Raw genomic sequence first — 21668 nt, forward strand, 5'->3', positions numbered from 1 at the left:
GATACTGGGCTATGACTACAGAACCGATTGCGGAGGAGCACTCACCCTCCAGCGTTAACGATCAACCCACCCGCAAGGTCTGGCCGGGTGATCCTTTCCCACTCGGCTCCAAATACGACGGTGCTGGCACCAATTTTGCTATCTTTTCTCATGTTGCTGAAAAAGTTGAGCTGTGCCTCATCGATGCTGATAATAACGAGGAGCGCATTTCTCTTACTGAGGTAGACGCCCATATCTGGCATTGCTATCTACCCAACGTACTTCCAGGTCAACGCTACGGGTTCCGTGTCCATGGCCCCTATAACCCCGCCGACGGCAAACGCTGCGATCCGTCGAAGCTGCTCGTGGACCCCTATGCTCGCGCCTTCGATGGCGAATTTGACGGTGATGCTTCCCTCTTCAGCTACGACATCACTCAGCCGGATAAACCAGAGGCACGCAACACCGAGGATTCCCTCGGGCATACCATGCTCTCTGTCGTCGTCAATCCCTTCTTCGACTGGGGCTCAGACCGCGCGCCCCAGGTTCCCTATCATGACACGGTGATTTACGAGGCCCATGTCAAGGGAATGACTATGACCCACCCTGACGTTCCCGAAGAACTCCGCGGAACCTATGCTGGCCTAGCACACCCAGCCATTATTGAATATCTCAAGGATCTTGGCATCACTGCCATTGAACTGCTCCCAGTACACCAGTTCTTACAGGATGACCGGTTGCGTGATCTGGGACTGCGCAACTACTGGGGCTATAACACCTTCGGCTTCTTTGCTCCGCACCTGGATTATGCAGCCGCTAAGACCCCAGGCGATGCCGTATCCGAGTTTAAGGGCATGGTTCGCGCCTTCCACGAAGCTGGTATCGAGGTGATTCTCGATGTTGTCTATAACCATACAGCCGAAGGAAATCATCTCGGCCCAACGATCGCCTTCCGAGGTATAGATAATGAGGCTTACTACCGCCTGGTAGATGGCGACAAACGCCACTATATGGACTATACGGGAACCGGAAACTCCCTTAATGTTCGCGACCCTCACCCACTGCAGCTCATCATGGACTCACTGCGCTACTGGGTCACCGAAATGCACGTGGACGGTTTCCGCTTCGACCTCGCCTCCACCCTGGCGCGCGAGCTGCATGACGTGGATAAGCTCGCTACTTTCTTCGATCTCGTACAGCAGGATCCAGTAGTCTCACGCGTTAAGCTCATTGCTGAACCGTGGGATGTGGGCGAGGGTGGTTATCAGGTAGGTAACTTCCCTGCCATCTGGGCCGAGTGGAACGGGAAATACCGCGACACCGTTCGGGACTTCTGGCGAGGCGAGCCCTCCACGCTGGGCGAGTTCGCATCCCGACTCACAGGTTCCTCGGATCTCTATGCACATAATGGGCGTCGGCCTACGGCCTCCATCAACTTCGTTACTGCCCACGACGGCTTTACCCTTAATGACCTCGTCAGCTACAACGAAAAGCACAATGAGGATAATGGTGAGGGTAACCGCGATGGCGAGTCCCACAACCGCTCGTGGAACTGTGGCGCCGAGGGTCCCACAGATGATCCCGATATTAATCAACTGCGTGCTCAGCAGCGTCGCAACTTCCTCACCACGCTCTTACTCAGCCAAGGCACCCCCATGCTGGCTCACGGTGACGAAATTGCGCGCACTCAGTCTGGCAATAATAACGTCTACTGCCAGGATAACGAGCTCGCGTGGATGGACTGGGACCAGGTGGCCGATAACCACGAGTTACTAGGTTTTACCAAGCGACTCATTCGTATCCGCGCCAACCACCCGGTTTTCAGACGCCGTAATTTCCTCGCGGGCGGACCACTAGGTGAGGACGCCCCCGATCGCGATATTGCGTGGATGGTTCCATCCGGCAAGCTCATGACCCAATCGGATTGGGAATTCGCTTTTGGCAAAGCTTTAATGGTCTATCTCAATGGAGCATCTATTGCTGAGCCCGATCGTCGCGGGCACCCGATTATCGATGAATCCTTCCTCATGATCTTCAATGCCTATCATGACGTCATCGAATTTACCTTGCCACCAGAGAACTTCGGGTCTTCGTGGAAGCTCGTCGTAGACACTACGGAACCCACGGGGTACCCACTGGAGGGTAAGGTCATCGAATCCGGGGGTTCAATGACCGTTCAGGGTCGCTCCATTCTCATCTTCCGGCAGGTAGATCCGCCGGTCAATGCTAGTGTCCCTGGCGATGAGTATGCTGAGCGAGAAGAATACGATAGCTAATACAAAAAGGGGCGGTGCCTATCTGGAGTAGCGCACCGCCCGCTGGGTTCATCAAGACACGAGGCTTTCTATGACTATTTCCATCCATGGCGGCGAAGTCACCATTACCGCGCAGGAGATCACCATTCACCCCACTCTCCTGACCGCCTCACTTGATGCCCATCCCCTCACCCTTCCGCTCGGACCAGCGCGGGTTACCCGCACCCCCAGCTCGATCCTGGGAGGTGTCGTCCAGATTGGAGATGACCCCGAGCACACGGTCACTTTTCCCCCAAATTCGGACCATCAGATCGAGTTATTCTTCCAAGCTCTAGAGGCTGCTAAGAAGGGAGAACTGGCCGCTATAGCCAATCTGGATTTCTGTGGCATCGATGTGGAAACAGCCAATAGTGACTGGGGGTCGATCTGCCAGGTTGGTTTAGCCCGGGTGCGAGACGGCCTGGTGGTCGAAACTAAGTCCTGGTTGTGCCAGCCTGCAATCGCAGGTTTCGACGAATTCAATAAAGAATTCCACGGCATTACTGAGAAAACCGTTGCTACCGCCCCACCGTTTGCAGAGATCCTTCCCGAGGTGATTGCGTGGGTCGCTGACGACGACGTAGTGGCGCATAATGCTCAATTTGATATGACAGCCTTCTTCCGCGCCGCAGCCGCAGCACAGGTTGATCCCCCGCAGTGGAATTTCGCGTGCTCGCTCGCCGCGGCCCGGTCCTGTCACCTGCCTATAGCTTCGCATAAACTTAATGTCGTCGCAGATCATCTCAACGTTGATCTTGAACACCACCATGATGCTCTCTGCGATGCCAAGGCTTGCGCAGAAATCTTCGCTGCTCTTACCCGCCTGAAGCGGACCAGTGGGAGCCTTGAGGAGGTTTTTATGACATTTGGTTTCGAACGCGGTTCGCTCAACAGCAATAGGGTTTACCCAGTGCTGCGCGCCTCTCTCGCCAGTGCACCGGTGCCAAAGGAAAGCACGCCTAGGAAATCGCAGCCGTGGGCTAAGGTTGCCACACCGGAGAAGGTCCCGGATACTAATACCGAGGCTGATCCCCGCAATCCTCTTTATGGGCACGTAGTGACCCTCACCGGTGATTTCGATCCCTTCGATAAAGGTCTCTTGTGGCAAAAAATTGCAGCTGCAGGTGCTACGGTGGCCAAGAATGTGACCAAGAAAACCACTCTATTAGTGATCGGGCCGTGGAACTGCATTACCACCAAGCAAAAACGTGCAGAAGATCTGAACGACAAGGGTCAGGCCATAGCTTTCTGGACAGCTCAAGAACTTTTTGACGTTCTTGGCCTAGACGCCAATCTCAATCCTCCTTTCTAAACCAGAAGGTATTGCGACTCATGCAGTAGGAAGTATAGCCTCCCTTAACACGTCAGCAGCTCTATATCCAGGGCGATCTCATCCTACTTCGGCTCGCTCGTCCTCGCCGCACCGTTGAAATATGAAGGAGAGCTTAAAATATCCATACCGCCCCTTATGACGAAGCAATAATAAAACCTGTCTCGGTGCCCGGTGTGCTCCACATATTAAATTGACATATCCATGAGATCATCGACGAGTATGCGTTAGAACCAACGCACAAATCGCGCTAAACCCCAGCGATGAAGGTTGTATACAAAGCTCGTTTCATCCGCTCCTTGGATGCGACGGGGAAAGCTAGATATCCCTAAACTGCTACCCCATCAATAAACCAAACGATTCTAAACCTCTCTGACTCTATACCCCATACTTAGTAGTGGTTTTCCTGCTCCCCCTGCAGGTCCTCAGCTAATGTACACGCCGGTGGCTCAATGAAGGCATCATCTCACTATTGCCTAGATTTTCACCCAGTCAAGGCGCTCCTCTTGCTCAACCCCAACGAGTAAAAGTGAGAGAACCACAGCGTCTCGCCTCCTCATAGCCCCAAGGAATGGTGGTTAAAAAAAAAATAATACCGATGGAATTCTCGTATACTGCGTTCTCGACCCATAATGCACGATCAATTCGTAGCTCCCGCACGGCGCTCGCTATGATGGGTAATCGTGAATTCGCTCTCGGATCTTCATAATTTCCACCAGGACTTCATCAAAACTCACCCTGATGCTGTACCTGAGTTCCGTGATGCTATCGAGAGGGTGCTAGCAGATGCTGGCTTAGCCTACGATCGGGTCAGCGTACGCATAAAATCGTGGCGCTCCTTGCGCGCTAAGATCAAAAAGAAGCACGCCGATGGCTCCCCTGTTTACCCCAACCCGATTCGTGATATCCACGATCTCATCGGAGTACGTATTACCACCTACCACTCGACTGAGATTCCACAGATCATTGAGGCTTTGAGCGATGAATTCACGGTGCGCCGAAGTGTGGATAAGGCGGAGCAGGCTCGCATTTCAGGAACCTTTGGCTACGGTTCTCACCATCTCATCGTGGAAGTTGATAGTAGAACCAGCGAGTTGTCTAACTATATGGGCCAAGAATTTGAGGTGCAGATTCGTACCGTTCTGCAGCATGCCTGGGCCGAATTCGAGCACGATATCCGATACAAGCGTCGATCGCGTAAATTGTCTCCTCAGGTTGATCGGGCTTTTACCCTTGCTGCAGGCTTGATCGAACTAGCCGATCAACAATTTGATCAGATTGCCGCTATCGAGGAACCTCGCGAAAGTTCCGCGGCCGATCCTGGGGTGGAATTTACTGCCGAAACCTTGCCGGGGATTATCACCATGATCAACGGCAACCAGATCCCTCAGTCGTCTATCTCCAGCTACCAGTGGCTTGAGGAGCTTCTCCACGCTCACGAAATTCGTACTGCTGGCCAACTGGAAGCATTATTGAGCCCTCGGAATATCACCCGTATCCGTGAAGCCATGAATTATAAATTCCGCCCTGGACACGTGCGAGTAATCGACGATCTTCTCCTTGCACAATACGGTCGCGAGCATATCCGCCTCACCGGATCAAGTGGAAAGCACCCTAAACAGCGCGTTCATCGCCTCGAGCGGAGTCTCCCGTTAGTTTCCCACGTCTTTTAACGGTCGCGCCCGATTAAACGATCGAGCTGTCGACGTTCCTTCTTCGTCGGGCGGCCCGCACCACGATCTCGTCGTGGGATGCCTAAATCTCTTGGCGGAGGCGGCGGCGAATGATCGATATAGCACGTTCGAGCTATGCTGGCGCCCACACGTTTTTTCACGGTTTTGGTCACTTCAACATCGGTGAAATGATGATCTGCCCAAACACTAACCCGATCTCCAGGGACGACAAGGTGCGAAGGCTTCACTGCTTTCGCATTCACCTTGATATGGCCTGCCTTGCAGGCATCAGCTGCTTTCGAGCGTGTCTTAAGTAACCGTACCGCCCATACCCAGGAGTCGACTCGAACGGGACTGTTATCGGTCACCATTGATCACGGTAGTTGATAATCGCACGAATTCGCCCGTAGTTCACACCCACTCCAGCTAAGCTAACGGCTGCGGCGATGATGCTGATGCCGATCTGCGAAACTAAAAGCCCTCCCACGGCAGCGGCCAACCCAGCACCGCCCCAAGCGACGGCGGCGCGGGCGTGACTGCGCACGGCTATTTTTCTTTGTTCGGTGCTATGTGGTGATTGAAGAGTCATAGGTTTGATTCTACCCACGTACTTCCGGCATCAGTAAGCCGCGCCCCACCTGCAGTCAGTGCCGCTAGAAAGCTTTCTAACTCCGCTTTTCCACCCGGGTCTACCGCGATTGTAAAATGTGCGCGATGCTTGTACTCCACCTCAGTCACATGAAATCCGCGTCCACGTAATTCGGCTTCTATCTTGCCTGCATCACTGTAGTTGAAGTCGGCTTGAAAAAGATCTTGACGTGCGCGACTGACACTTTCGACTTGATCAAGGCAGCGCATAACAGAATCGGAATAGGCATGTACTAGACCACCAGCGCCCAACTTGATGCCACCAAAATATCGTACGGTCACCGCTGCGATATCTAGGAGTCCGGAACCTCGAAGCACATCCAGCATCGGGGTACCAGCGGTGCCAGAGGGCTCACCATCATCTGAGGATCGCTCGATTGGGTTCGACCCGTCGACGTGGTAGAGGTAGGCGCTGCAGTGATGGCGAGCATCTGGGTAACGGGATCGAATCTCTGCAATAAACGCGCGTGCCTGCTCTTCATCTTCAACCCGAGCGATGAAGGTGAGAAATTTACTGCGCTTGATCTCAAATTCGTTAAAGAATTCTCGATGGGCTCTCGGGCGCCGATATGCTCTTGCCAACGGTTAACTCACCACAAATTCGTATTCTGGCGTTCCAGGCTCAAGGTGTCGGCAGGTAATTCGGGATGCATCCATCCGCGCTTTGAGCCCGTCGATATCGCTAGCAGACCCTAGTTGTAGACCTACCAATGCAGTGCCAGTTTCGCGGTTATTGCGCTTGAGATACTCGAATAGAGTGATATCGTCATCGGGCCCTAGGATGTCGTTAAGAAAGCTTCGCAGCTGTCCGGGCTCCTGGGGGAAACTGACTAAGAAATAGTGCTTAAGTCCGCGTTGCACGAGTGATCTCTCGACGATCTCGGAATAACGAAGGACGTCGTTATTGCCGCCTGAAATCACGCACACGACGATATCACCAGCACCAAATTTCAGATCTCGCAGCGCCGCCACGGAAAGAGCTCCCGCGGGCTCAGCTATAATTCCTTCGTTCTGGTACAGCTCGATCATCTCGGTACACACCACACCCTCACTGACCGTCAACGGGTGCAGCCGACCGAGATTCTGTTCAATTACTTGGTAGTTAATATCCCCTATACGCTTCACAGCTGCTCCGTCAACGAAGGGATCGACAGCTGGAAGCGTCACAGGGCCGTTGGCTTTTAAGGCCGCCTCCAAAGATGGAGCTCCCTTGGGTTCGACCCCCACCACTGCGGTACGAGGCGACAGATCAGCCAAATAACTTAAGATTCCCGAGATCAATCCGCCCCCGCCCACGGGGACCACAATTGTGTCAAGGGTTTTACCCAAGGCCGATAACTGAGAGAGAATTTCTGCCGCCACCGTGCCTTGGCCGATCACTGTATTTGCGGCATCAAAGGGCTCGATGATCGTCGCTCCTGTCTCCAGGGCATAATGATGAGCTGCAGCACTTGCCTCATCGAAATTTGCCCCAGTGACCTCCAAGGTAATATTCTCGCCACCGTGCACCATGATGCGATCCCGCTTCTGTTTGGGGGTAGCTGAGGGTACAAAAATACGACCGTTGATTCCCTTAGTCCGACACGCGAAAGCAACGCCTTGGGCATGATTGCCAGCCGATGCTGCCACAATTCCAGCCTTTTTCTGCTCATCACTGAGCTGTGAAATAGCGTTAACAGCCCCGCGAATCTTATAGGAACGAACATCTTGAAGATCTTCGCGCTTCAGGTAGATCTCGGCGCCCGTTAATTGTGAGAGCCTGGGGCAGAATTGTAAAGGTGTGGTGCCGATTGTTGCAGAAATTCGAGCCTGCGCAATTTGAATATCCGCTGCGTGGATATTAACCGGAGTTTGTGCTGGCGAATGATCTGCTGGGGTACTCATGAATACCTAGCTTAGCGCTTTAGGTTTCGAGCGAAAAAAATCACCTCGGCTGCGGGCTCTCACCAGCTAGTGTGCATCTGGTATCGCGCACCGTGCGGTCAAACCTGCTAACGTCTTTGCTATTGGTGATCACACTGCTTCAATGCGTTATTATCGCAAGGAATCACGCTCACTACAAGACTCACTACATTTATAAAGGAGCAAACGATGCGCCCTCGTTCTATTAGCACCCTGGTGGTCAGCCTAGGTACTGTCGCGGCTCTGATCGCCGTGCCCGCTGGAGCCACCGAAAGTTCCCAAACCACTGAGACCACTGAGACCACCGGCACCACCGGGACAACTGCAGCCCCCACAACTGAGGAGAAAAAACCCGACCACTATGGCAGTGACAAGGGTGCGGATGGCGTAGCTTCTTCCGAGGATGATTTCTTCGAGTTCAACGAGAATGGAGCCCTTGTCCGGATGGGCGACCTCGAGGAAAAGCACCTTCCCATTATTAGTGCAGTATTCGGTCTTATAGCATCTATTGCCGTTTTCGGGGCTTCGGTATTCCGGGCTTTCCCTGAACTACAGGGGATGCTCAACAACGCTCTTAAGCAGGCTGGGGTGCGCGTTTAATGCGGGTGACCCACAGTGTAGCAGCGGTTATGCTCACCCTTCCGCTTATAACCGGGCACGCAGTGGCCGCAGAGGCGCCCACTAACCAGAAACAGCAGTCAGCGGAACTCATGACCACCGACGTCGAACAGCAAGAGGGGTCACTCTATGAGCAGGCGCTCAAACCTGGTTCCTCTTTAACCGGCAGTACCCCTATCGATCTCACTATGATTGCGGCGGCCTTAGTGGGCGGTGCAGCTCTGATCTACCGCATCATTGCAGAGGGGCCACATAATTTCCTTGTGGGCCTTCGTATGCAAATCGATGATTTCATCGCTCGAACCCAGCAATTATCTACCGTGCTTGTCGGCTGAATAAAGGCGCTGCATATCCAAGCAGCGCCTTTATTCTTTAAGCCAGAATCCCAGGGCCCAAGGTCGCTTTAAGGTCACCCATAAGGCTAGCTGACCGTTCGACTCGAAGGCTTTCACCTAAGATCATTGTGTGCGATTCATCTCCGTCGACAAGGTTGAGATACACATCCGATTCCCCGCTATTAGCCAGCAAGACAGATTTGAGCTTGCCAAGATTCTCCATCGTGCATTGATCGGTGCGCAGGTTCAAACGAACTGGTAACCCGGTTCCATTTCCTATACCCAAATCGGGTATTTTCAGATCATCGCAGAAAACTCCAACCCGATCCTCCCGGATACTGATATGGGCTTTGATGAGAACAATATTGTCTTCAACGATATGTGGACCCACAATGGCATAAGTCTTCGAGAAAACCAGGACCTCAACTTGCACACCAGCATGGTCCTCCACGGTCACAATGGCCCACGGTGTACCATCTTTTTTCGATACTCTCCGATCAACGGCTGAGATGATGCCACCAATCTCGACCTCTTGGCCATGACTGACGTCCTGTGAAGCGATGATCGACAGCGGAGTCTTGGTTTGAGCGGCAAGGGCATCTTCGTAGCCATCGAGAGGATGCGCAGATACATACAGGCCGAGCATCTCGCGTTCGAGAGCCAATTGGTGCTTCTTATCCCACTCCTGATCAGGGACGTCGATAGTGAAAATCTCCGCCGGACTCGAGTCCGAATCGGCGCCGAGACCTGCGAAAAGATCAAATTGCCCCTTATCCATGGCCCTCTTCGGCCCGGTGGCGGCATCAACGGCCTCATCGGAGATAAGTGAAAGTCCCCGGCGCGGATGCCCGAGAGAATCAAAGGCACCCGCTTTGATCAGCGATTCCGTGACGCGCTTATTACAGGCGGTGAGGTCAATTTTATCGAGATAGTCAGAAAAGTTTCTATAACTGCCCTTGTCTTCGCGCGCTTTGACAATCGAATTCACCACGTCCTCGCCGACATTTCGCACCGCTCCGAGTCCGAAGCGGATATCGGAACCCACAGGGAGGAAGTTGAATCGCGATTCATTCACGTCTGGGGACAGCACAGAAATCCCGAGGTGACGACAATCCGCTAGATAGATCGCCATTTTATCTTTTTTGTCCGCCACCGATGTTAACAGTGCCGCCATATACTCAGCTGTAAAATTAGCCTTCAGGTAGGCGGTCCAATAGGAGACCAGTCCATAGCCTGCGGCGTGGGACTTATTGAAAGCGTAGCCGGCGAAGGGCAAAATCACATTCCACAATGCGTCGACCGCTTCCTTGGAAAACCCATTGCTGAAGCAGCCAGTGGAAAATTTCTCGTATTCTGCTTCAAGGACTTCTTTTTTCTTTTTACCCATGGCTTTACGGAAGCCATCTGCTTCACCCGCGGTGTAGTTGGCCAGCTTGCGAGAGATCGCCATGATTTGCTCTTGGTAAACAATCAGCCCATGAGTTTCGGCGAGAATATCTTCAAGGACATCCGCCAACTCAGGGTGGATGGGTTCTTTGGGCTTCCGTCCGTTTTTCCGGTCGGCGTATTCATGGTGCGCGCCCACTGCCATAGGCCCTGGGCGGTAGAGCGCCAAGGATGCCACGATATCGTTAAAGCCAGTTGGCTGCATGCGCTTGAGCAACTCTTGCATGCCAGCAGAGTCGAGCTGGAAGACACCCAAGGTATCTCCTCGGCTCAGCAATTTATAGACTTCAGGATCATGGGTGTCGAGGCTCTCGAGATCCACGGTGGTATCGCGATTGATCTTAATATTCTCGATAGCATCGCCGATAACCGTTAAGTTGCGGAGCCCTAGGAAGTCCATTTTCAACAAGCCTATGGCTTCACATGCTGGATAGGGCCAGCCTGTGATCAGTGCACCGTCATTTGGGCGTTTCCACATGGGAATACAGTCAAGCAGTGGAACTGAGGCCATAATCACGGCACAAGCGTGAACACCCGCCTGCCGTACCACTCCTTCAAGGCCTCGGGCAGTATCGTAGATCTTTTTTATTTCTGCGTCGGCTTCGATGAGTTTGCGAACCTCACCGGCTTCTTGGTAGCGGGGGTGCTCTGGGTCCATAATGCCAGATAGCGGGATATCTTTGGCCATTACCGCAGGCGGGAGGGTTTTAGCGATGCGATCGGCAATTTGGTATCCTGGCTGGCCGTGCAAGGTTCGAGCGGCGTCTTTCAGCGCTTGTTTCGTTTTCACGGTGCCGAATGTAATCACTTGGGCGATCTTGTCCTCACCCCAGCGCTCGGCCGCGTAGCGGATCATCTCCGCTCGGCGGCGATCATCGAAATCGATATCTATATCGGGGGCCGAGGGGCGTTCCGGGTTGAGGAAGCGCTCGAAGAGCAATCCATGCTCAATTGGGTCGATATTGGTGATAGTGAGCGCGTAGGCTACGAGTGCACCTGCGGCCGAACCTCGGCCTGGTCCCACACGAATACCCACCGAACGTGCGTATTTGATGAGCTCCGCGACAATTAAAAAGTACGAGGGGTAGCCCTTCAAATCGATTACTTCGATTTCGTATCGTGCGCGGTCGAGATATTCTTGGGGCACCTCCTGGCCAGGGAACCTCTCTTTGAGGCCTTCTGCGACCTGGTGCTGAAGCCACGAGGTCGGAGTATGTCCTTCCGGTACATCCGCAATGGGCATGCGGTCATGGGGATGTGGCTCCCACAGGCGACCATAGTCTTGAACACGCTCGGCGATCCAGAGGGTGTTATCGCACGCATCCGGAACCAAATGATCCCATAATTCACGCATTTGTGCGGCAGATTTGACATAGTAGCCGCTGCCGTCGAATTTGAAGCGATCTTGGTCGTGCATTGTTTTACCCGTTTGCACGCACAGCATGACTTCGTGGGCATGAGCTTGAGACTCCAAGACATAATGGCAGTCATTGGTCACTAGAGGTGGAAGGTTGAGTTTCTTCCCGATCTCTAGCAATTCGCCGCGAACTCTGTTCTCAATATTGAGGCCGTGGTCCATGAGCTCGAGAAAATAATTGTCTCGTCCGTAGATGTCCTGCCACATCGCGGCAGCTTCTAAGGCTTTATCAAATTGGCCGAGCCTCAGGCGCGTTTGAACGTCGCCGGAGGGACACCCAGTTGTGGCAATAATGCCGGTTGCGTGCTCAGCAATGAGTTCGGCATCCATACGTGGCCACTTGCCCAGTTGACCTTCATACGAGGCCATCGACGAGAGATAAAAGAGGTTTTTAAGCCCCTCAGCTGTTTCTGCCACCATTGTTTGGTGTAGATACGCTCCCGACGCGGAGACATCGTCGGATTTTTGGCTTTCATCACCCCACCGCTGGCGCTTGAGATCGAAACGAGAACCGGGGGCTAGATATGCTTCGATGCCGATAATTGGCTTGATGCCGGCGCCGGTCATTGCTCGGTAAAAGGCGTCCGCGCCAAACATATTGCCGTGATCGGTAATTCCCACTGCTGGCATCTCTTGGCGGGAGACTTCCTCGGCCAGCATATTCACCTTAGCCATCCCATCGAGCATGGAATATTCCGTGTGGTTATGCAGGTGTACGAAGGAAGATTTTTTTGCCATAGGTGTTGAGTCTAGTGTGTTTACTTCACCCGTGCATCTGTCTGGTGGGCCGGGAGATTTTCGAGGTTTTTAGGCTTCTGGCACTATGATGAGCGCTTATGCTGTATGTCGTTTCGGCTTATCTTCTGTGGGGTCTATTCCCTGCTTATTTTCCGCTGCTTGCTGCGGCTTCCCCTTATGAAATTATAGCCCACCGTATTGTGTGGACCGCCGTTATCATGCTGGTCATCATTTCTCTTACGGGCACAGCACGCAGACTGCGCGAGATCGACCGCACAACGTGGGGGTGGTTGTCGTTTGCCAGTATCGCTATTGCATTGAATTGGCTTATTTATGTGATTGCTGTTAATTCGGGGCATGTGGCCGATGCCGCACTCGGGTATTTTATTAACCCTCTTGTCAACGTTCTTTTCGGAATTATCTTTCTTAAGGAGCGCTTGCGTTTTCTCGAGACTATAAGCATCGGCATTGCGGTTCTCGCAGTAGTATTTCTGACAGTGCTCGCAGGTGAGCCCCCAATTATTGCTTTAAGTCTGGCATTTAGTTTTGGTACCTATGGTCTGATTAAGAAAAAAATCAATCTTCCAGCTTCGCTCACCTTGACGGCTGAAACTTTGGTGCTCACTCCTTGCGCTCTAGCGGCGATAGGTTACCTCGAATACTCCGGTCAGGGTAGTTTCGCCTCCGTGGGACCTCATCACAGTGCCCTTCTGATCGCTACAGGCGTGATTACTGCTGTTCCTCTTCTCCTCTTTGGAAAGGGCGCGCGGATGATACCACTGTCAACGGTGGGGATGTTGCAGTATATGACCCCGACTATGCAGCTACTATGGGCAGTTTTTGTTGTCAACGAGAGCGTCGATTCATGGAAGTGGATGGGTTTTATCCTCATCTGGATCGCTGTTGCCATCTATATGAGCGATACCCTCATTCGCGCCACCAGATCCCATAGATCCCATCGGTCACATAGGACTAATAGGAGACGGGTCGAACGCTAAACAGTCCCCAGCGAGCATCGGAGGGGAGAACCTCGATAGCGAGTACCTCTGAGGCTTGTGCCACCTGATCAAGAGTTGTCGGTGAGGCGTGGACAACAAGCCCCGTCACAGCATTGGGATCGAGGCCTTTCAGCCGAATTTGTTCCTCTAGATGGTCACCCCGAGGTTGAGTAATAGTTTCGGGTATACCAATGACCGCAGCTTCGCCTACCCCCACCGCATTGACTCTTTCGACCGCTAAGACGATCTCGCCGGCCAGGTCGGCGGGGATGGGACGCACAAAACTAATATAGGCAAAAGCGGGGGCATGATGCTCTCGCCTACTCATACGTGATCGCTGCTGATAATCCGCGCGCGTCTCCCCACGTTCTGGCCCTAGTACATCGCCGTTAAAGATCACGGGTGGTTCCTTGGCAGTATCGGCAACAAAGAAGCTATAACCCGAGCCCATCACGGCAAGCGATACAACAGCTAGGCCGACGCGGATAGTATCAGCCGCCATGGCTACTAAGAATTGCCAGCGCGCACTACGTCGAGCGCATGACGGAGGTCCGGTGGATATGGTGAGCAGATCTCCATCCATTTACCCGAGGCGGGGTGCTCGAAACCGAGTCTAACCGCGTGCAGCCATTGCCGCTCTAGGCCTAAGCGCTGTGCCATAACCGGATCGGAGCCGTACATCGGATCACCGCAACACGGGTGATGCAGTGCAGCTGTGTGCACGCGAATTTGGTGCGTCCGCCCAGTTTCAAGGTGTACTTCTAAAAGCGAGGCCTCCACGAAAGCTTCTAGGGTTTCATAGTGGGTAACCGCATATTTACCGTCAGTGGTCACCGCGAACTTCCATCCCGAACTTGGGTGGCGGCCAATGGGGGCCTCAATTGTCCCCTGGAAGGGATCCATATGACCTTGCACGAGCGCATGATAGGTCTTCTTGACGGTCCGCTCCTTAAAGGCGCGCTTGAGTATCGCATAACCGCGCTCGCTCGCCGCCACTACCATGACACCTGAGGTGCCAACGTCTAGACGTTGCACGATTCCGTTGCGTTCTGGGGGGCCGGAGGTAGATATTCGAAAACCCGCAGCGGCTAAACCCCCAACAACAGTGGGACCTTCCCAGCCCACCGTGGGGTGGGCAGCTACTCCTACCGGTTTATCTACCGCTATCACATCCTCGTCAGCATAGAGGATGTCGAGGCCCTCAACAGGTTCGGCTTTGGGTTCTAGCGGCTCCTGTGGCGCAGGAAGAAGCACTTCGAGAAGGCCACCTGGGGTGATCTTATCTGCCTTTCCCAGGATTTTCCCATCGACTGATATATCGCCATTAGTGGCGAGCTCAGCGGCAACGGTGCGTGAAATCCCAAGCAATTTGGACATGGCAGCGTCGACACGCATTCCATCTAAACCTTCGGGGATTGAGAAGGTGCGGTGTTCTCTCACTGGGCACTCCTCTCCGCGAGGAGCGAACGTACCACATAGATCGCGATTCCTATGGTGAGGCAGGCGTCGGCAAAGTTGAAAACCGCGAACCGTGAGACCGAAATATAGTCAACAACATGCCCAAAAAAGAATCCTGGAGGTCGTATCAAACGATCAATAAGGTTTCCCAGGGTGCCACCGCCGACAAGACCAAGGACGATACCGACCCACACCGTATTAACACGGAACGAAAAAACTAGAATGCCAATGAGCACGACCGTTTTAATGAGCGTAAATAGCCACGTCGTACTCGAGCCCAGGGAGAAGGCGGCACCAGAATTGAAGGCGAGACGAATGCTCAGCCACTCCCCCACGATCGGCCATCTGTCACCGCGGGCGATATTGGCGAGGATCCACTCTTTGATGCCTTGGTCTAGGAGAGCCAAGATCACGATGATCCCCCAGATCATGCCAGTTAAATATAAGCTTTTCGATCTCTGCACCCTCTTATCTTTGCAAAAGGTCCCTCTTTTCGCTACCTTGCCCCCGCTACCAACAGGTAGGCTACGTACATGTTTTCTCTCTCTCGTACCCTTGTCAGTCTTTCGGTAGCCATCATATTGACAGGTATTGCAGGATGTAGTGTCACCGGTGAGCGCGATCAAGTACCGGTTGACCAGGCTGTAGGTCTAGCGCTACAGCCCCCACGAGTTCGACTTATTGAGAAAGGAGAAAGCCCCCGCAACCCCCTGATCTTTCAGGATCACAACACCCCCACTCAAGCAGCGACCGTGAAGGTCGGGTCCTCGCTGAGTCAGCAGATATCGACCGGCGATACGCTCAGCCTCCAGCCTTCCTTAGACGCGGCGTCACCTGCGGTGACCACGCTTAAGGTCACTGCGGAGAGCGTCCCTGCTCAGCAATCCGAAGAGTCCACTCGAAGCGTTTTTCTCAAGGTACGCAGCGCCAATTCCGATACCGATCTCGATACTGCCCGCGGCTTCGGTTTTGGATGGTTCGCTGACGATTCCGGGAGGATCTCTTCCGTTAATTTTGCTGCTCCCACTCAGGCCACAGATGCTGCTCGAGCCCAGACAGAAGACAGTTTGCTGACCCTGGTGGGGCTACCGGTAGTTTTCCCCCAAGAGCCCGTTGGGGTCGGCGCTAGATGGACAGTTGAATCACGGATCACTAGTGCTTCCGCCAGCTACTTACAGGATATGACCTTCGAGCTTCTCGAGCGATTTGGATCTGTGGTGCGACTAGGAGTGAGTGTTCAGCAACGTCCCTCGCAGGGAGCCATCGAGGCTCAAGGGGAAAAACTAGAGGTTATCAGCGCCGAGAGTGTAAGCGAAGGCGAGTTAGTCATTGATACCTCCCACCCGCTGCCTGTTTCCGGTAGTTTAAAAATTATCGCGCGAGTTATATATGCAGCCGCGGGTAATGAGGTGCGGGTGGTACAAGATAACAGCACCGTTGTGGAGTTCGTTCCACCGCAGTAAAAAGGTAGTGGAGATACTAGGTGCAGCCACCTCCCTGCCCACGGCCACACAGGCGTCATGAGGTCAATAGATTTATAGGAACGAACATGTATATAGGTCCTGTCGCACTGAGCAATTAGAGTCTTTGAGCCAAGATCATAGGGGGGAAGATTGTGCAGCTTGCTCGCAGAGATGCCAGTGAAAGCAACCTTCAGCTCTGGAGTGTAGCGTAGGTACGCGGTGCGCACAGGCAGATTGATGATGCACTTATCGACGACTCTAGGCGGTGTGGACGCCGTGAGCGCGCTATCTCATCGAGCATAGGATACCCCCACTGCTGTGGTGAGGGGATCAAGCGGTCCCCGCATTCCCTGCTTCGCGGGGTGCCGGACTCGAGGCACCGGGCGGCCGCTGGAGTGCGTGCTCGCACGGAAAGCAGTAAGGCATAGGTGGTGATCGCGCCATCAGCGCTGGTGTATAGCTGGTTTTATGTGGTGAGTTGCTGAAACGCTCTCTATAGCCTAAGCGCATCTTCTCGTCGAGCACGAGATACCACATACACAACACCCCTTGGGAATCCCAAGGGGTGTGACTTTGCTAGGTTATTTCTTTTTCGGCGCTGATATGCTAACTTTTTCGATCTCCACACTCTGTGCGGGTGGGCCATCGACTGCGCCATCTTTGACTCCATGAGCAGCGATATCCCTAAGAACGTCCATCCCTTCAGGTTCCACGGTTCCAAAGAGTGTGTAGTTAGGGGGCAATGGGGAGTCTTTGTAGTTGATGAAGAACTGAGATCCGTTGGTATCAGGGCCCGCATTAGCCATGGCTACAGTGCCGGCCATATAGAGTCCTTGCGCAGATTCTCCAACCGGATATTCATCGGCAAAGCGGAAGCCGGGGCCACCTCGTCCGGTTCCCTCTGGGTCGCCGCACTGGAGCACATAGATCCCGTCAGTAGTCAGACGATGGCACACCGTATTGGTGTAGAAGCCGGACTTCGCCAGGTGAGCGATAATCGCCGAGGTACAGGGAGCTTTGTGCGGGTCAAGGGTTAAGGGGATATCGCCGCGGTTAGTTTCAAAGACTAAGGAGACCGGGTCAGATAGTTTGTCTTCCGGGAGTTTTTCGGAGATATCACCGAATCCCTCTGCCGTGATACCACACTCAGCGGCGAAAACCGCTGTCGCGTCTTGCGCTGCTTCGCCATTTGGTGCCGTCGATGAGTTATCAGTACTGCACCCTGCGATAAGAGCACCACTACTTAAGGTGATCAGGGCTATCTTGGCTAAGCTCTTCATCAATTCTTCGTCGCCGTCCTGTATCTTTCTGGTTAATATTTTCTACGCTGCTGGTGGGGCTGGTGGCATCTCAGCATCTTCTGGGGACGCTGGCACCCCAGGGTTCTCAGGAGCAGCAGGCTCATTACCTAAGGTCTCATTACATAGCGGTGGGACCTGTTCGGGAGTGACCGTATTGGTAATTAGGGTACAGGCCCAGGATTGGGATAGCTTCCAGTGCCCATCTTCGTAGATGAATTCTACATTCTCCGCTGGTTGAGGTTCCCGATCCGGCAGCATGAAATTGACCGTTGCCAGTACTGAGTCAGGGGTATAACCGGGAAGAATGGGCTGAACCACTTGGAACTCTGCACCTGATTCCAACTTAGAATCGGTCATGACCTGGAAGAGCTCTGGTACAGTTTCGCCACCTTGGACTGTTTTGGTCTTCTCTTCCACTGGCACGTTGGGGTCGGCTGCGAGAGCCAAGAGTGCATTGAGTTCCTCGGCAGTAGGCAGACTGGGGGCCATAGCCTCCGTGGGACTCATCGTGGTCTCTGTAGGGGCCACCGTATCGGTGGTTGCATCGGTATCGGTCGAGCAGGCACTCAAACTGAATGCGGTGGTGGCAGCAAGCGCTAGGGCCGCGATTTTCGACGAGGTCATCAAAGAAATCTCCTTTATCGGTTCACGATCGGATCTAATCCCTCTAGACTATCGCAGGAATATCCTCAGGGCGAAAAATTCTCGCACCACCAGCCACTGTGGCACCCTATATCTATGAGCTCTCCTACCTTGCCCAAGATTGTTGTCGTGACCACCGGCGGAACCATCGCTTCCGTGGCACATGCCGGCGGCGCTCGCCATCCAGAAATTACTGGCGAAAAACTCATCGCCCCGATTCGCCAGCGTTTTCATGATCAGTGCACGTTTGAGGTCAGGTCTGTTGGCGTCATTGACTCGTCCGCCATGACCTTTGCCACCATCGACACCATCGTTACTGTCTGCCACGAAGCCCTGCGCGATCCCACGGTAACGGGTGTCATAGTCACGCACGGAACCGATTCGATGGAAGAGACAGCGATCGCCCTCGATACCTTCCACACCGACGCTCGCCCGATTGTTGTTACTGGCTCCCAGGAACCGTTCGATTCGGAGCACTATGACGGCTACGATAATCTTGCTGATGCTGTAATAGTCGCTTTAGATTCAAGCGCTCGTAATATAGGAGTACTGGTCACCTTCGGTCGCGCGGTCCTAGCCGCACGCGGAATGATGAAATGGCATACCAGAGACTTCCTCGGTTTTGCCACGAATGCACCCGAGGAACCCGAGCGGGCAGAGCCGGTGCCGGTGGTTCCACTTGAAGATATTCGGGTTGACATTATTTATGCTTATCCTGGGGCTCCGCGCACTCTTGTCGATGCTGCTCTAGCAGCTGGAGCGAACGGTCTTGTTGTCGAGGCGATGGGGGCCGGAAATGTTGGTGCTGAGATGGCGGCGGCGTTGATCGACGCCCGTGAGAAAAATATTCCCGTTGTGATAAGCACGCGTGTGCCCAGAGGCGAAGTGAATGCATTGTACGGCGGGGCGGGCGGTGGTAGTACTCTCAAGGCCCATGGTGTCGTAGGCTCGCGCTATTTTCGCAGCGCCCAGGCTCGCGTGCTCCTCGCGATTGCCATCGCCTCAGGCCGTGTGCCGGAAACTCTCTTTTAGAAATCTTCCTCAGCTAGGTTGTCTGGCCACGCCAGGCTCGCTATAGGATCAGCCGGCTCTAGGAGGGGATCGTCGGTTGAGAATGTCTTAATAAATCCCGGGCCTGTCGCGCGGGTTTCAAAACGGACGGTCAGCACTCCGTGTCCACATCCTTGGATCCACCCATGACCATAGTCAGGATGGGAGATATCTTGGGTGGGGCGCCATCCGCCATTATCGTGGGAACTAATATCAACCTCGGTGCTGATTTCTGGGGTCGAGCTACGGACTCCGACCTCGTAGTCAGACTCTGCCGACGCTACTGGTTTACTGGGCAGCAATTCAGGGAATAGCATCTCCTGGCTCGGCATTTCGAGGTTGGAAAAGGATACGCCGACGAGGCGAATAGGTCCTACTTCCTGCGGATAGCGGAGGAGCAATTCCGCTGTCTTTTCTAATAATTGCTGGTCGTCGGTGGCGTAGAGGAAAGAGTGGGAGCGTGTTTCGTTGTGGTGATCGGCCATTTTAAGTTTGACACTGACAGTGCGCGCTCCTCGTCCATCTTTGAGCAAACGTTGGTGAGCGCTGCGAAAAGCGCGCTGCAAAGCCTGGTCCACATCGTCTTTTGCGATCAAATCTTCTGAGTAGGTAAATTCGGCGCCCACAGATTTTGCAATAGCGCGGGGGGCTACGGGACGGTTGTCGTTTCCCCGGGCAATCTCCCACAAAGCTAGCCCTGTGGCTCGACCGAGGGCAATTTCCACTTCTTTTTCTTCAAGCGCGGCAAAATCGGCAATCGTATGAACCCCTAGATCTTTCAATCGGCGGGAAGCCACTGGTCCGACTCCCCATAGTTTTCCTACTGGCAGAGCACCGAGAATTTCGCGCTCATCTTCGTGATTAATAACAGCTACTCCGTCCGGTTTCGCCAAACCAGACCCGATTTTTGCGGCCTGTTTTCCGCTTCCGCACCCAATAGAGCACGTGAGTCCTGTTTCTTCGCGGATTGCTTGTCGCAAGTTTTCAGCCCACGCTGTCACCTCTTCAGCCTCTTGACCATGTAGGTTCTCCGGCTCTAGGAATGCCTCGTCGATAGAGAGCTGTTCGATGAGACCCGCTTTATTTTTCACAATACGGAAGACCCGCTGAGATACTAGTGAGTAGACGTTTTTCCGGGGTGAGATAACTACGGCACTATATCCCACGAGATTTTTTGCTTGGTGCATGGGCATGGCTGAATGGGCACCAAAGGCACGCGCTTCATAGCTAGCGCCCGCTACTACTCCGCGCCCGGAGGTGCCGCCCACAAGGACGGGGCGTCCCTTGAGGGTCGGTTTGGTGAGCTGTTCCACTGAGGCGAAGAAGGCATCCATATCAATGTGCAGTACCCACCTCTTATCCATGCGAACAAGTGTACTAAAAGCACTATCAGGTGCAAATGCGGAAATTTGAGGGAAAATATGGCTATTATTTGATAGTCAAAACAACTAATATGATTAATGTGTACGCGATAAAAACATCGACCAAATACGTCCTCACACTCATCATATTGCTCGCCATCACTTGCACCCCGGCGCAGGCAAAACTCCACTCCACAACGCTTATCGGCTCCGGAACTGGCGCCGAGTACGTGGCTCTCGGCGACTCCTTCGCCGCGAACCCTAGCACCACGGAACACTACGAGATTCTTAACCCCAATGAATTCTGCCGATATGGGGATATCTCATACCCAGAAGCGCTTGCTCGATACTTCAACAGTTTTGCTAATTTCACCTGTTCAGGTGCTGTCATCCGCGACGATTATATCGGCCGGCCAGTCAAAGCCACGATGATGACACTTCTCAACAATGCCGCCCCATCTCGAGCTCTCGGCCCCGATACTCAGATTGTCACCATCACTATCGGAGGAAATGAATCCTGGAATGGTGTCCGTGACTACGGCCTTGCTGGATCAACGCCCCTTGTCACCACTGATAATTATATTATTCGTATAAAAGAGTCGATCAGCCGCATTAAAGAATTAGCTCCGCAGGCGCGTATTTTATTGGTGGGATATCCCGAAGTTGTCGGCCCCGATAATCAAGGCTGCTTGATCAGTAGTGATCGCTTTGGATTTCCGATCCACCTATCCATACCTGTAGTGGGTGCCTACGACTACGTGCGTGCTCTAAATCACGCAATGCAGGAGGCCGCCCCACTTTTAGGGGTAGAGTACGTCGATGTCTATACCGATTCGATTGGGCACGGTTTGTGTGCACCTGAGAATCAGCGCTATATCAAAGCCATTGTGGATACTCCGGCGCGCGATCCGATGTTGCCGCTACACCCCACCGAATTAGGTACTGAATTCCAGGCTCGCAAGGTTGCCGAGTATTTGAATCTACAGTAAAAAAAGAGGCCTCGCTATGAGGCCTC

Annotated in this window: 20 protein-coding genes; 9 read left to right on the plus strand and 11 right to left on the minus strand. The window is 53.5% G+C overall.

The features are described from left to right. Positions 1-11: 11 nt before the first annotated feature. The 3 genes from glgX to NXS13_RS01925 all read left to right on the plus strand — a co-directional run bounded on the left by glgX (position 12) and on the right by NXS13_RS01925 (position 5276). Positions 12-2255 carry a glycogen debranching protein GlgX gene (gene glgX, locus NXS13_RS01915; protein ID WP_259076185.1) on the plus strand — a complete coding sequence of 748 codons (2244 nt, stop codon included), beginning with the start codon at positions 12-14 and terminating at the stop codon, positions 2253-2255. Between the two features lie 70 nt (positions 2256-2325). Next, positions 2326-3585: an exonuclease domain-containing protein gene (locus NXS13_RS01920; protein WP_259289267.1), complete on the plus strand. Its 1260-nt coding sequence runs from the start codon at positions 2326-2328 to the stop codon at positions 3583-3585. Between the two features lie 701 nt (positions 3586-4286). After that, positions 4287-5276: a GTP pyrophosphokinase family protein gene (locus NXS13_RS01925; RefSeq protein WP_259157640.1), complete on the plus strand. Its 990-nt coding sequence runs from the start codon at positions 4287-4289 to the stop codon at positions 5274-5276. On the opposite strand, the gene NXS13_RS01930 is transcribed toward NXS13_RS01925, so the two are convergent. Genes NXS13_RS01930 through ilvA form a run of 4 tightly spaced genes read right to left on the minus strand, consistent with a single transcriptional unit; the run spans position 5273 to position 7808 of the window. Continuing rightward, the gene (locus NXS13_RS01930) at positions 5273-5647 is read right to left on the minus strand and encodes an RNA-binding S4 domain-containing protein (RefSeq protein ID WP_259157639.1); all 375 of its coding nucleotides are present in this window, start codon (positions 5645-5647) and stop codon (positions 5273-5275) included. The two genes, NXS13_RS01925 and NXS13_RS01930, sit on opposite strands and share 4 nt — an antisense overlap. Further along, positions 5641-5865 carry a hypothetical protein gene (locus NXS13_RS01935; RefSeq protein WP_259076171.1) on the minus strand — a complete coding sequence of 75 codons (225 nt, stop codon included), beginning with the start codon at positions 5863-5865 and terminating at the stop codon, positions 5641-5643. Before NXS13_RS01935 ends, NXS13_RS01930 begins: the two co-directional genes overlap by 7 nt. Further along, positions 5862-6506: a YigZ family protein gene (locus NXS13_RS01940; RefSeq protein WP_259076169.1), complete on the minus strand. Its 645-nt coding sequence runs from the start codon at positions 6504-6506 to the stop codon at positions 5862-5864. The genes NXS13_RS01935 and NXS13_RS01940 overlap by 4 nt, the downstream gene beginning before the upstream one ends. Positions 6507-6509: 3 nt before the next feature. After that, positions 6510-7808 (minus strand): threonine ammonia-lyase IlvA, encoded by a 1299-nt coding sequence (gene ilvA / locus NXS13_RS01945; RefSeq protein WP_259076166.1) that lies wholly within the window; start codon positions 7806-7808, stop codon positions 6510-6512. Between the two features lie 207 nt (positions 7809-8015). Between ilvA and NXS13_RS01950 the strand changes: the two genes are divergently transcribed. Together NXS13_RS01950 and NXS13_RS01955 are read left to right on the plus strand one after the other, a co-directional pair. Then, positions 8016-8426, plus strand: coding sequence for a hypothetical protein (locus NXS13_RS01950; protein ID WP_259076163.1), 411 nt, complete (start codon positions 8016-8018; stop codon positions 8424-8426). Between the two features lie 29 nt (positions 8427-8455). Next, positions 8456-8779 (plus strand): hypothetical protein, encoded by a 324-nt coding sequence (locus tag NXS13_RS01955; protein WP_259157637.1) that lies wholly within the window; start codon positions 8456-8458, stop codon positions 8777-8779. Positions 8780-8816: 37 nt separating this feature from the next. Here NXS13_RS01955 and dnaE read toward each other — a convergent pair whose 3' ends face one another. Then, positions 8817-12380, minus strand: coding sequence for a DNA polymerase III subunit alpha (dnaE, locus tag NXS13_RS01960; protein WP_259076158.1), 3564 nt, complete (start codon positions 12378-12380; stop codon positions 8817-8819). Positions 12381-12478: 98 nt separating this feature from the next. Here dnaE and rarD point away from each other — a divergent pair, with 98 nt between their 5' ends. Then, positions 12479-13378 (plus strand): EamA family transporter RarD, encoded by a 900-nt coding sequence (rarD, locus tag NXS13_RS01965; RefSeq protein WP_259076156.1) that lies wholly within the window; start codon positions 12479-12481, stop codon positions 13376-13378. On the opposite strand, the gene NXS13_RS01970 is transcribed toward rarD, so the two are convergent. From NXS13_RS01970 to lspA, 3 genes are read right to left on the minus strand one after another with little or no spacing between them, the layout of a single operon-like run. Beyond that, a complete protein-coding gene (locus NXS13_RS01970; RefSeq protein WP_259289268.1) occupies positions 13353-13880 on the minus strand; it encodes a hypothetical protein in 528 nt (175 codons plus the stop codon). The genes rarD and NXS13_RS01970 overlap by 26 nt on opposite strands. Positions 13881-13885: 5 nt before the next feature. Beyond that, positions 13886-14773, minus strand: a complete 888-nt coding sequence (locus tag NXS13_RS01975; protein WP_259077082.1) for an RluA family pseudouridine synthase — start codon at positions 14771-14773, stop codon at positions 13886-13888. Between the two features lie 41 nt (positions 14774-14814). After that, positions 14815-15267 (minus strand): signal peptidase II, encoded by a 453-nt coding sequence (lspA, locus tag NXS13_RS01980; RefSeq protein ID WP_259076152.1) that lies wholly within the window; start codon positions 15265-15267, stop codon positions 14815-14817. Positions 15268-15369: 102 nt separating this feature from the next. Between lspA and NXS13_RS01985 the strand changes: the two genes are divergently transcribed. Further along, positions 15370-16299: a hypothetical protein gene (locus NXS13_RS01985; RefSeq protein ID WP_259289269.1), complete on the plus strand. Its 930-nt coding sequence runs from the start codon at positions 15370-15372 to the stop codon at positions 16297-16299. 581 nt (positions 16300-16880) lie between these two features. Here the strand turns inward: NXS13_RS01985 and NXS13_RS01990 are convergent. Both NXS13_RS01990 and NXS13_RS01995 read right to left on the minus strand, forming a co-directional pair. Next, positions 16881-17579: a peptidylprolyl isomerase gene (locus NXS13_RS01990; protein WP_259076148.1), complete on the minus strand. Its 699-nt coding sequence runs from the start codon at positions 17577-17579 to the stop codon at positions 16881-16883. 42 nt (positions 17580-17621) lie between these two features. Next, entirely contained in the window at positions 17622-18224 is a 603-nt protein-coding gene (locus NXS13_RS01995; protein ID WP_259076146.1) for a hypothetical protein, read from the minus strand. A gap of 108 nt (positions 18225-18332) precedes the next feature. On the opposite strand from NXS13_RS01995, the gene NXS13_RS02000 reads away from it, so the two are divergent. Then, on the plus strand, positions 18333-19274 hold the full coding sequence (locus NXS13_RS02000) for an asparaginase (protein ID WP_396124697.1): 942 nt from the start codon (positions 18333-18335) through the stop codon (positions 19272-19274). Here the strand turns inward: NXS13_RS02000 and NXS13_RS02005 are convergent. Beyond that, the gene (locus NXS13_RS02005) at positions 19271-20656 is read right to left on the minus strand and encodes a DNA polymerase IV (protein WP_259076142.1); all 1386 of its coding nucleotides are present in this window, start codon (positions 20654-20656) and stop codon (positions 19271-19273) included. The two genes, NXS13_RS02000 and NXS13_RS02005, sit on opposite strands and share 4 nt — an antisense overlap. A 98-nt stretch (positions 20657-20754) precedes the next feature. On the opposite strand from NXS13_RS02005, the gene NXS13_RS02010 reads away from it, so the two are divergent. Continuing rightward, positions 20755-21642 (plus strand): SGNH/GDSL hydrolase family protein, encoded by an 888-nt coding sequence (locus tag NXS13_RS02010; protein WP_259076139.1) that lies wholly within the window; start codon positions 20755-20757, stop codon positions 21640-21642. The last annotated feature ends 26 nt before the right edge of the window (positions 21643-21668 follow it).

The organism is Corynebacterium sp. ES2730-CONJ, assembly GCF_024834055.1.
In the GTDB taxonomy this organism is placed as follows: domain Bacteria; phylum Actinomycetota; class Actinomycetes; order Mycobacteriales; family Mycobacteriaceae; genus Corynebacterium.

What these genes read in the sequence shown, in the direction of transcription:
- NXS13_RS01995 (WP_259076146.1), bottom strand. Translation starts at nt 18,224, where the DNA reads ATGACCTCGTCGAAAATCGCGGCCCTAGCGCTTGCTGCCACCACCGCA.
- NXS13_RS01975 (WP_259077082.1), bottom strand. Translation starts at nt 14,773, where the DNA reads ATGCGTGTCGACGCTGCCATGTCCAAATTGCTTGGGATTTCACGCACC.
- NXS13_RS01955 (WP_259157637.1), top strand. Translation starts at nt 8,456, where the DNA reads ATGCTCACCCTTCCGCTTATAACCGGGCACGCAGTGGCCGCAGAGGCG.
- NXS13_RS01970 (WP_259289268.1), bottom strand. Translation starts at nt 13,880, where the DNA reads ATGGCGGCTGATACTATCCGCGTCGGCCTAGCTGTTGTATCGCTTGCC.
- NXS13_RS01930 (WP_259157639.1), bottom strand. Translation starts at nt 5,647, where the DNA reads ATGGTGACCGATAACAGTCCCGTTCGAGTCGACTCCTGGGTATGGGCG.
- ilvA (WP_259076166.1), bottom strand. Translation starts at nt 7,808, where the DNA reads ATGAGTACCCCAGCAGATCATTCGCCAGCACAAACTCCGGTTAATATC.
- rarD (WP_259076156.1), top strand. Translation starts at nt 12,479, where the DNA reads ATGCTGTATGTCGTTTCGGCTTATCTTCTGTGGGGTCTATTCCCTGCT.
- NXS13_RS01985 (WP_259289269.1), top strand. Translation starts at nt 15,370, where the DNA reads ATGTTTTCTCTCTCTCGTACCCTTGTCAGTCTTTCGGTAGCCATCATA.
- glgX (WP_259076185.1), top strand. Translation starts at nt 12, where the DNA reads ATGACTACAGAACCGATTGCGGAGGAGCACTCACCCTCCAGCGTTAAC.
- NXS13_RS01935 (WP_259076171.1), bottom strand. Translation starts at nt 5,865, where the DNA reads ATGACTCTTCAATCACCACATAGCACCGAACAAAGAAAAATAGCCGTG.
- lspA (WP_259076152.1), bottom strand. Translation starts at nt 15,267, where the DNA reads ATGATCTGGGGGATCATCGTGATCTTGGCTCTCCTAGACCAAGGCATC.
- NXS13_RS01990 (WP_259076148.1), bottom strand. Translation starts at nt 17,579, where the DNA reads ATGAAGAGCTTAGCCAAGATAGCCCTGATCACCTTAAGTAGTGGTGCT.
- NXS13_RS01950 (WP_259076163.1), top strand. Translation starts at nt 8,016, where the DNA reads ATGCGCCCTCGTTCTATTAGCACCCTGGTGGTCAGCCTAGGTACTGTC.
- NXS13_RS02005 (WP_259076142.1), bottom strand. Translation starts at nt 20,656, where the DNA reads ATGGATAAGAGGTGGGTACTGCACATTGATATGGATGCCTTCTTCGCC.
- NXS13_RS01920 (WP_259289267.1), top strand. Translation starts at nt 2,326, where the DNA reads ATGACTATTTCCATCCATGGCGGCGAAGTCACCATTACCGCGCAGGAG.
- dnaE (WP_259076158.1), bottom strand. Translation starts at nt 12,380, where the DNA reads ATGGCAAAAAAATCTTCCTTCGTACACCTGCATAACCACACGGAATAT.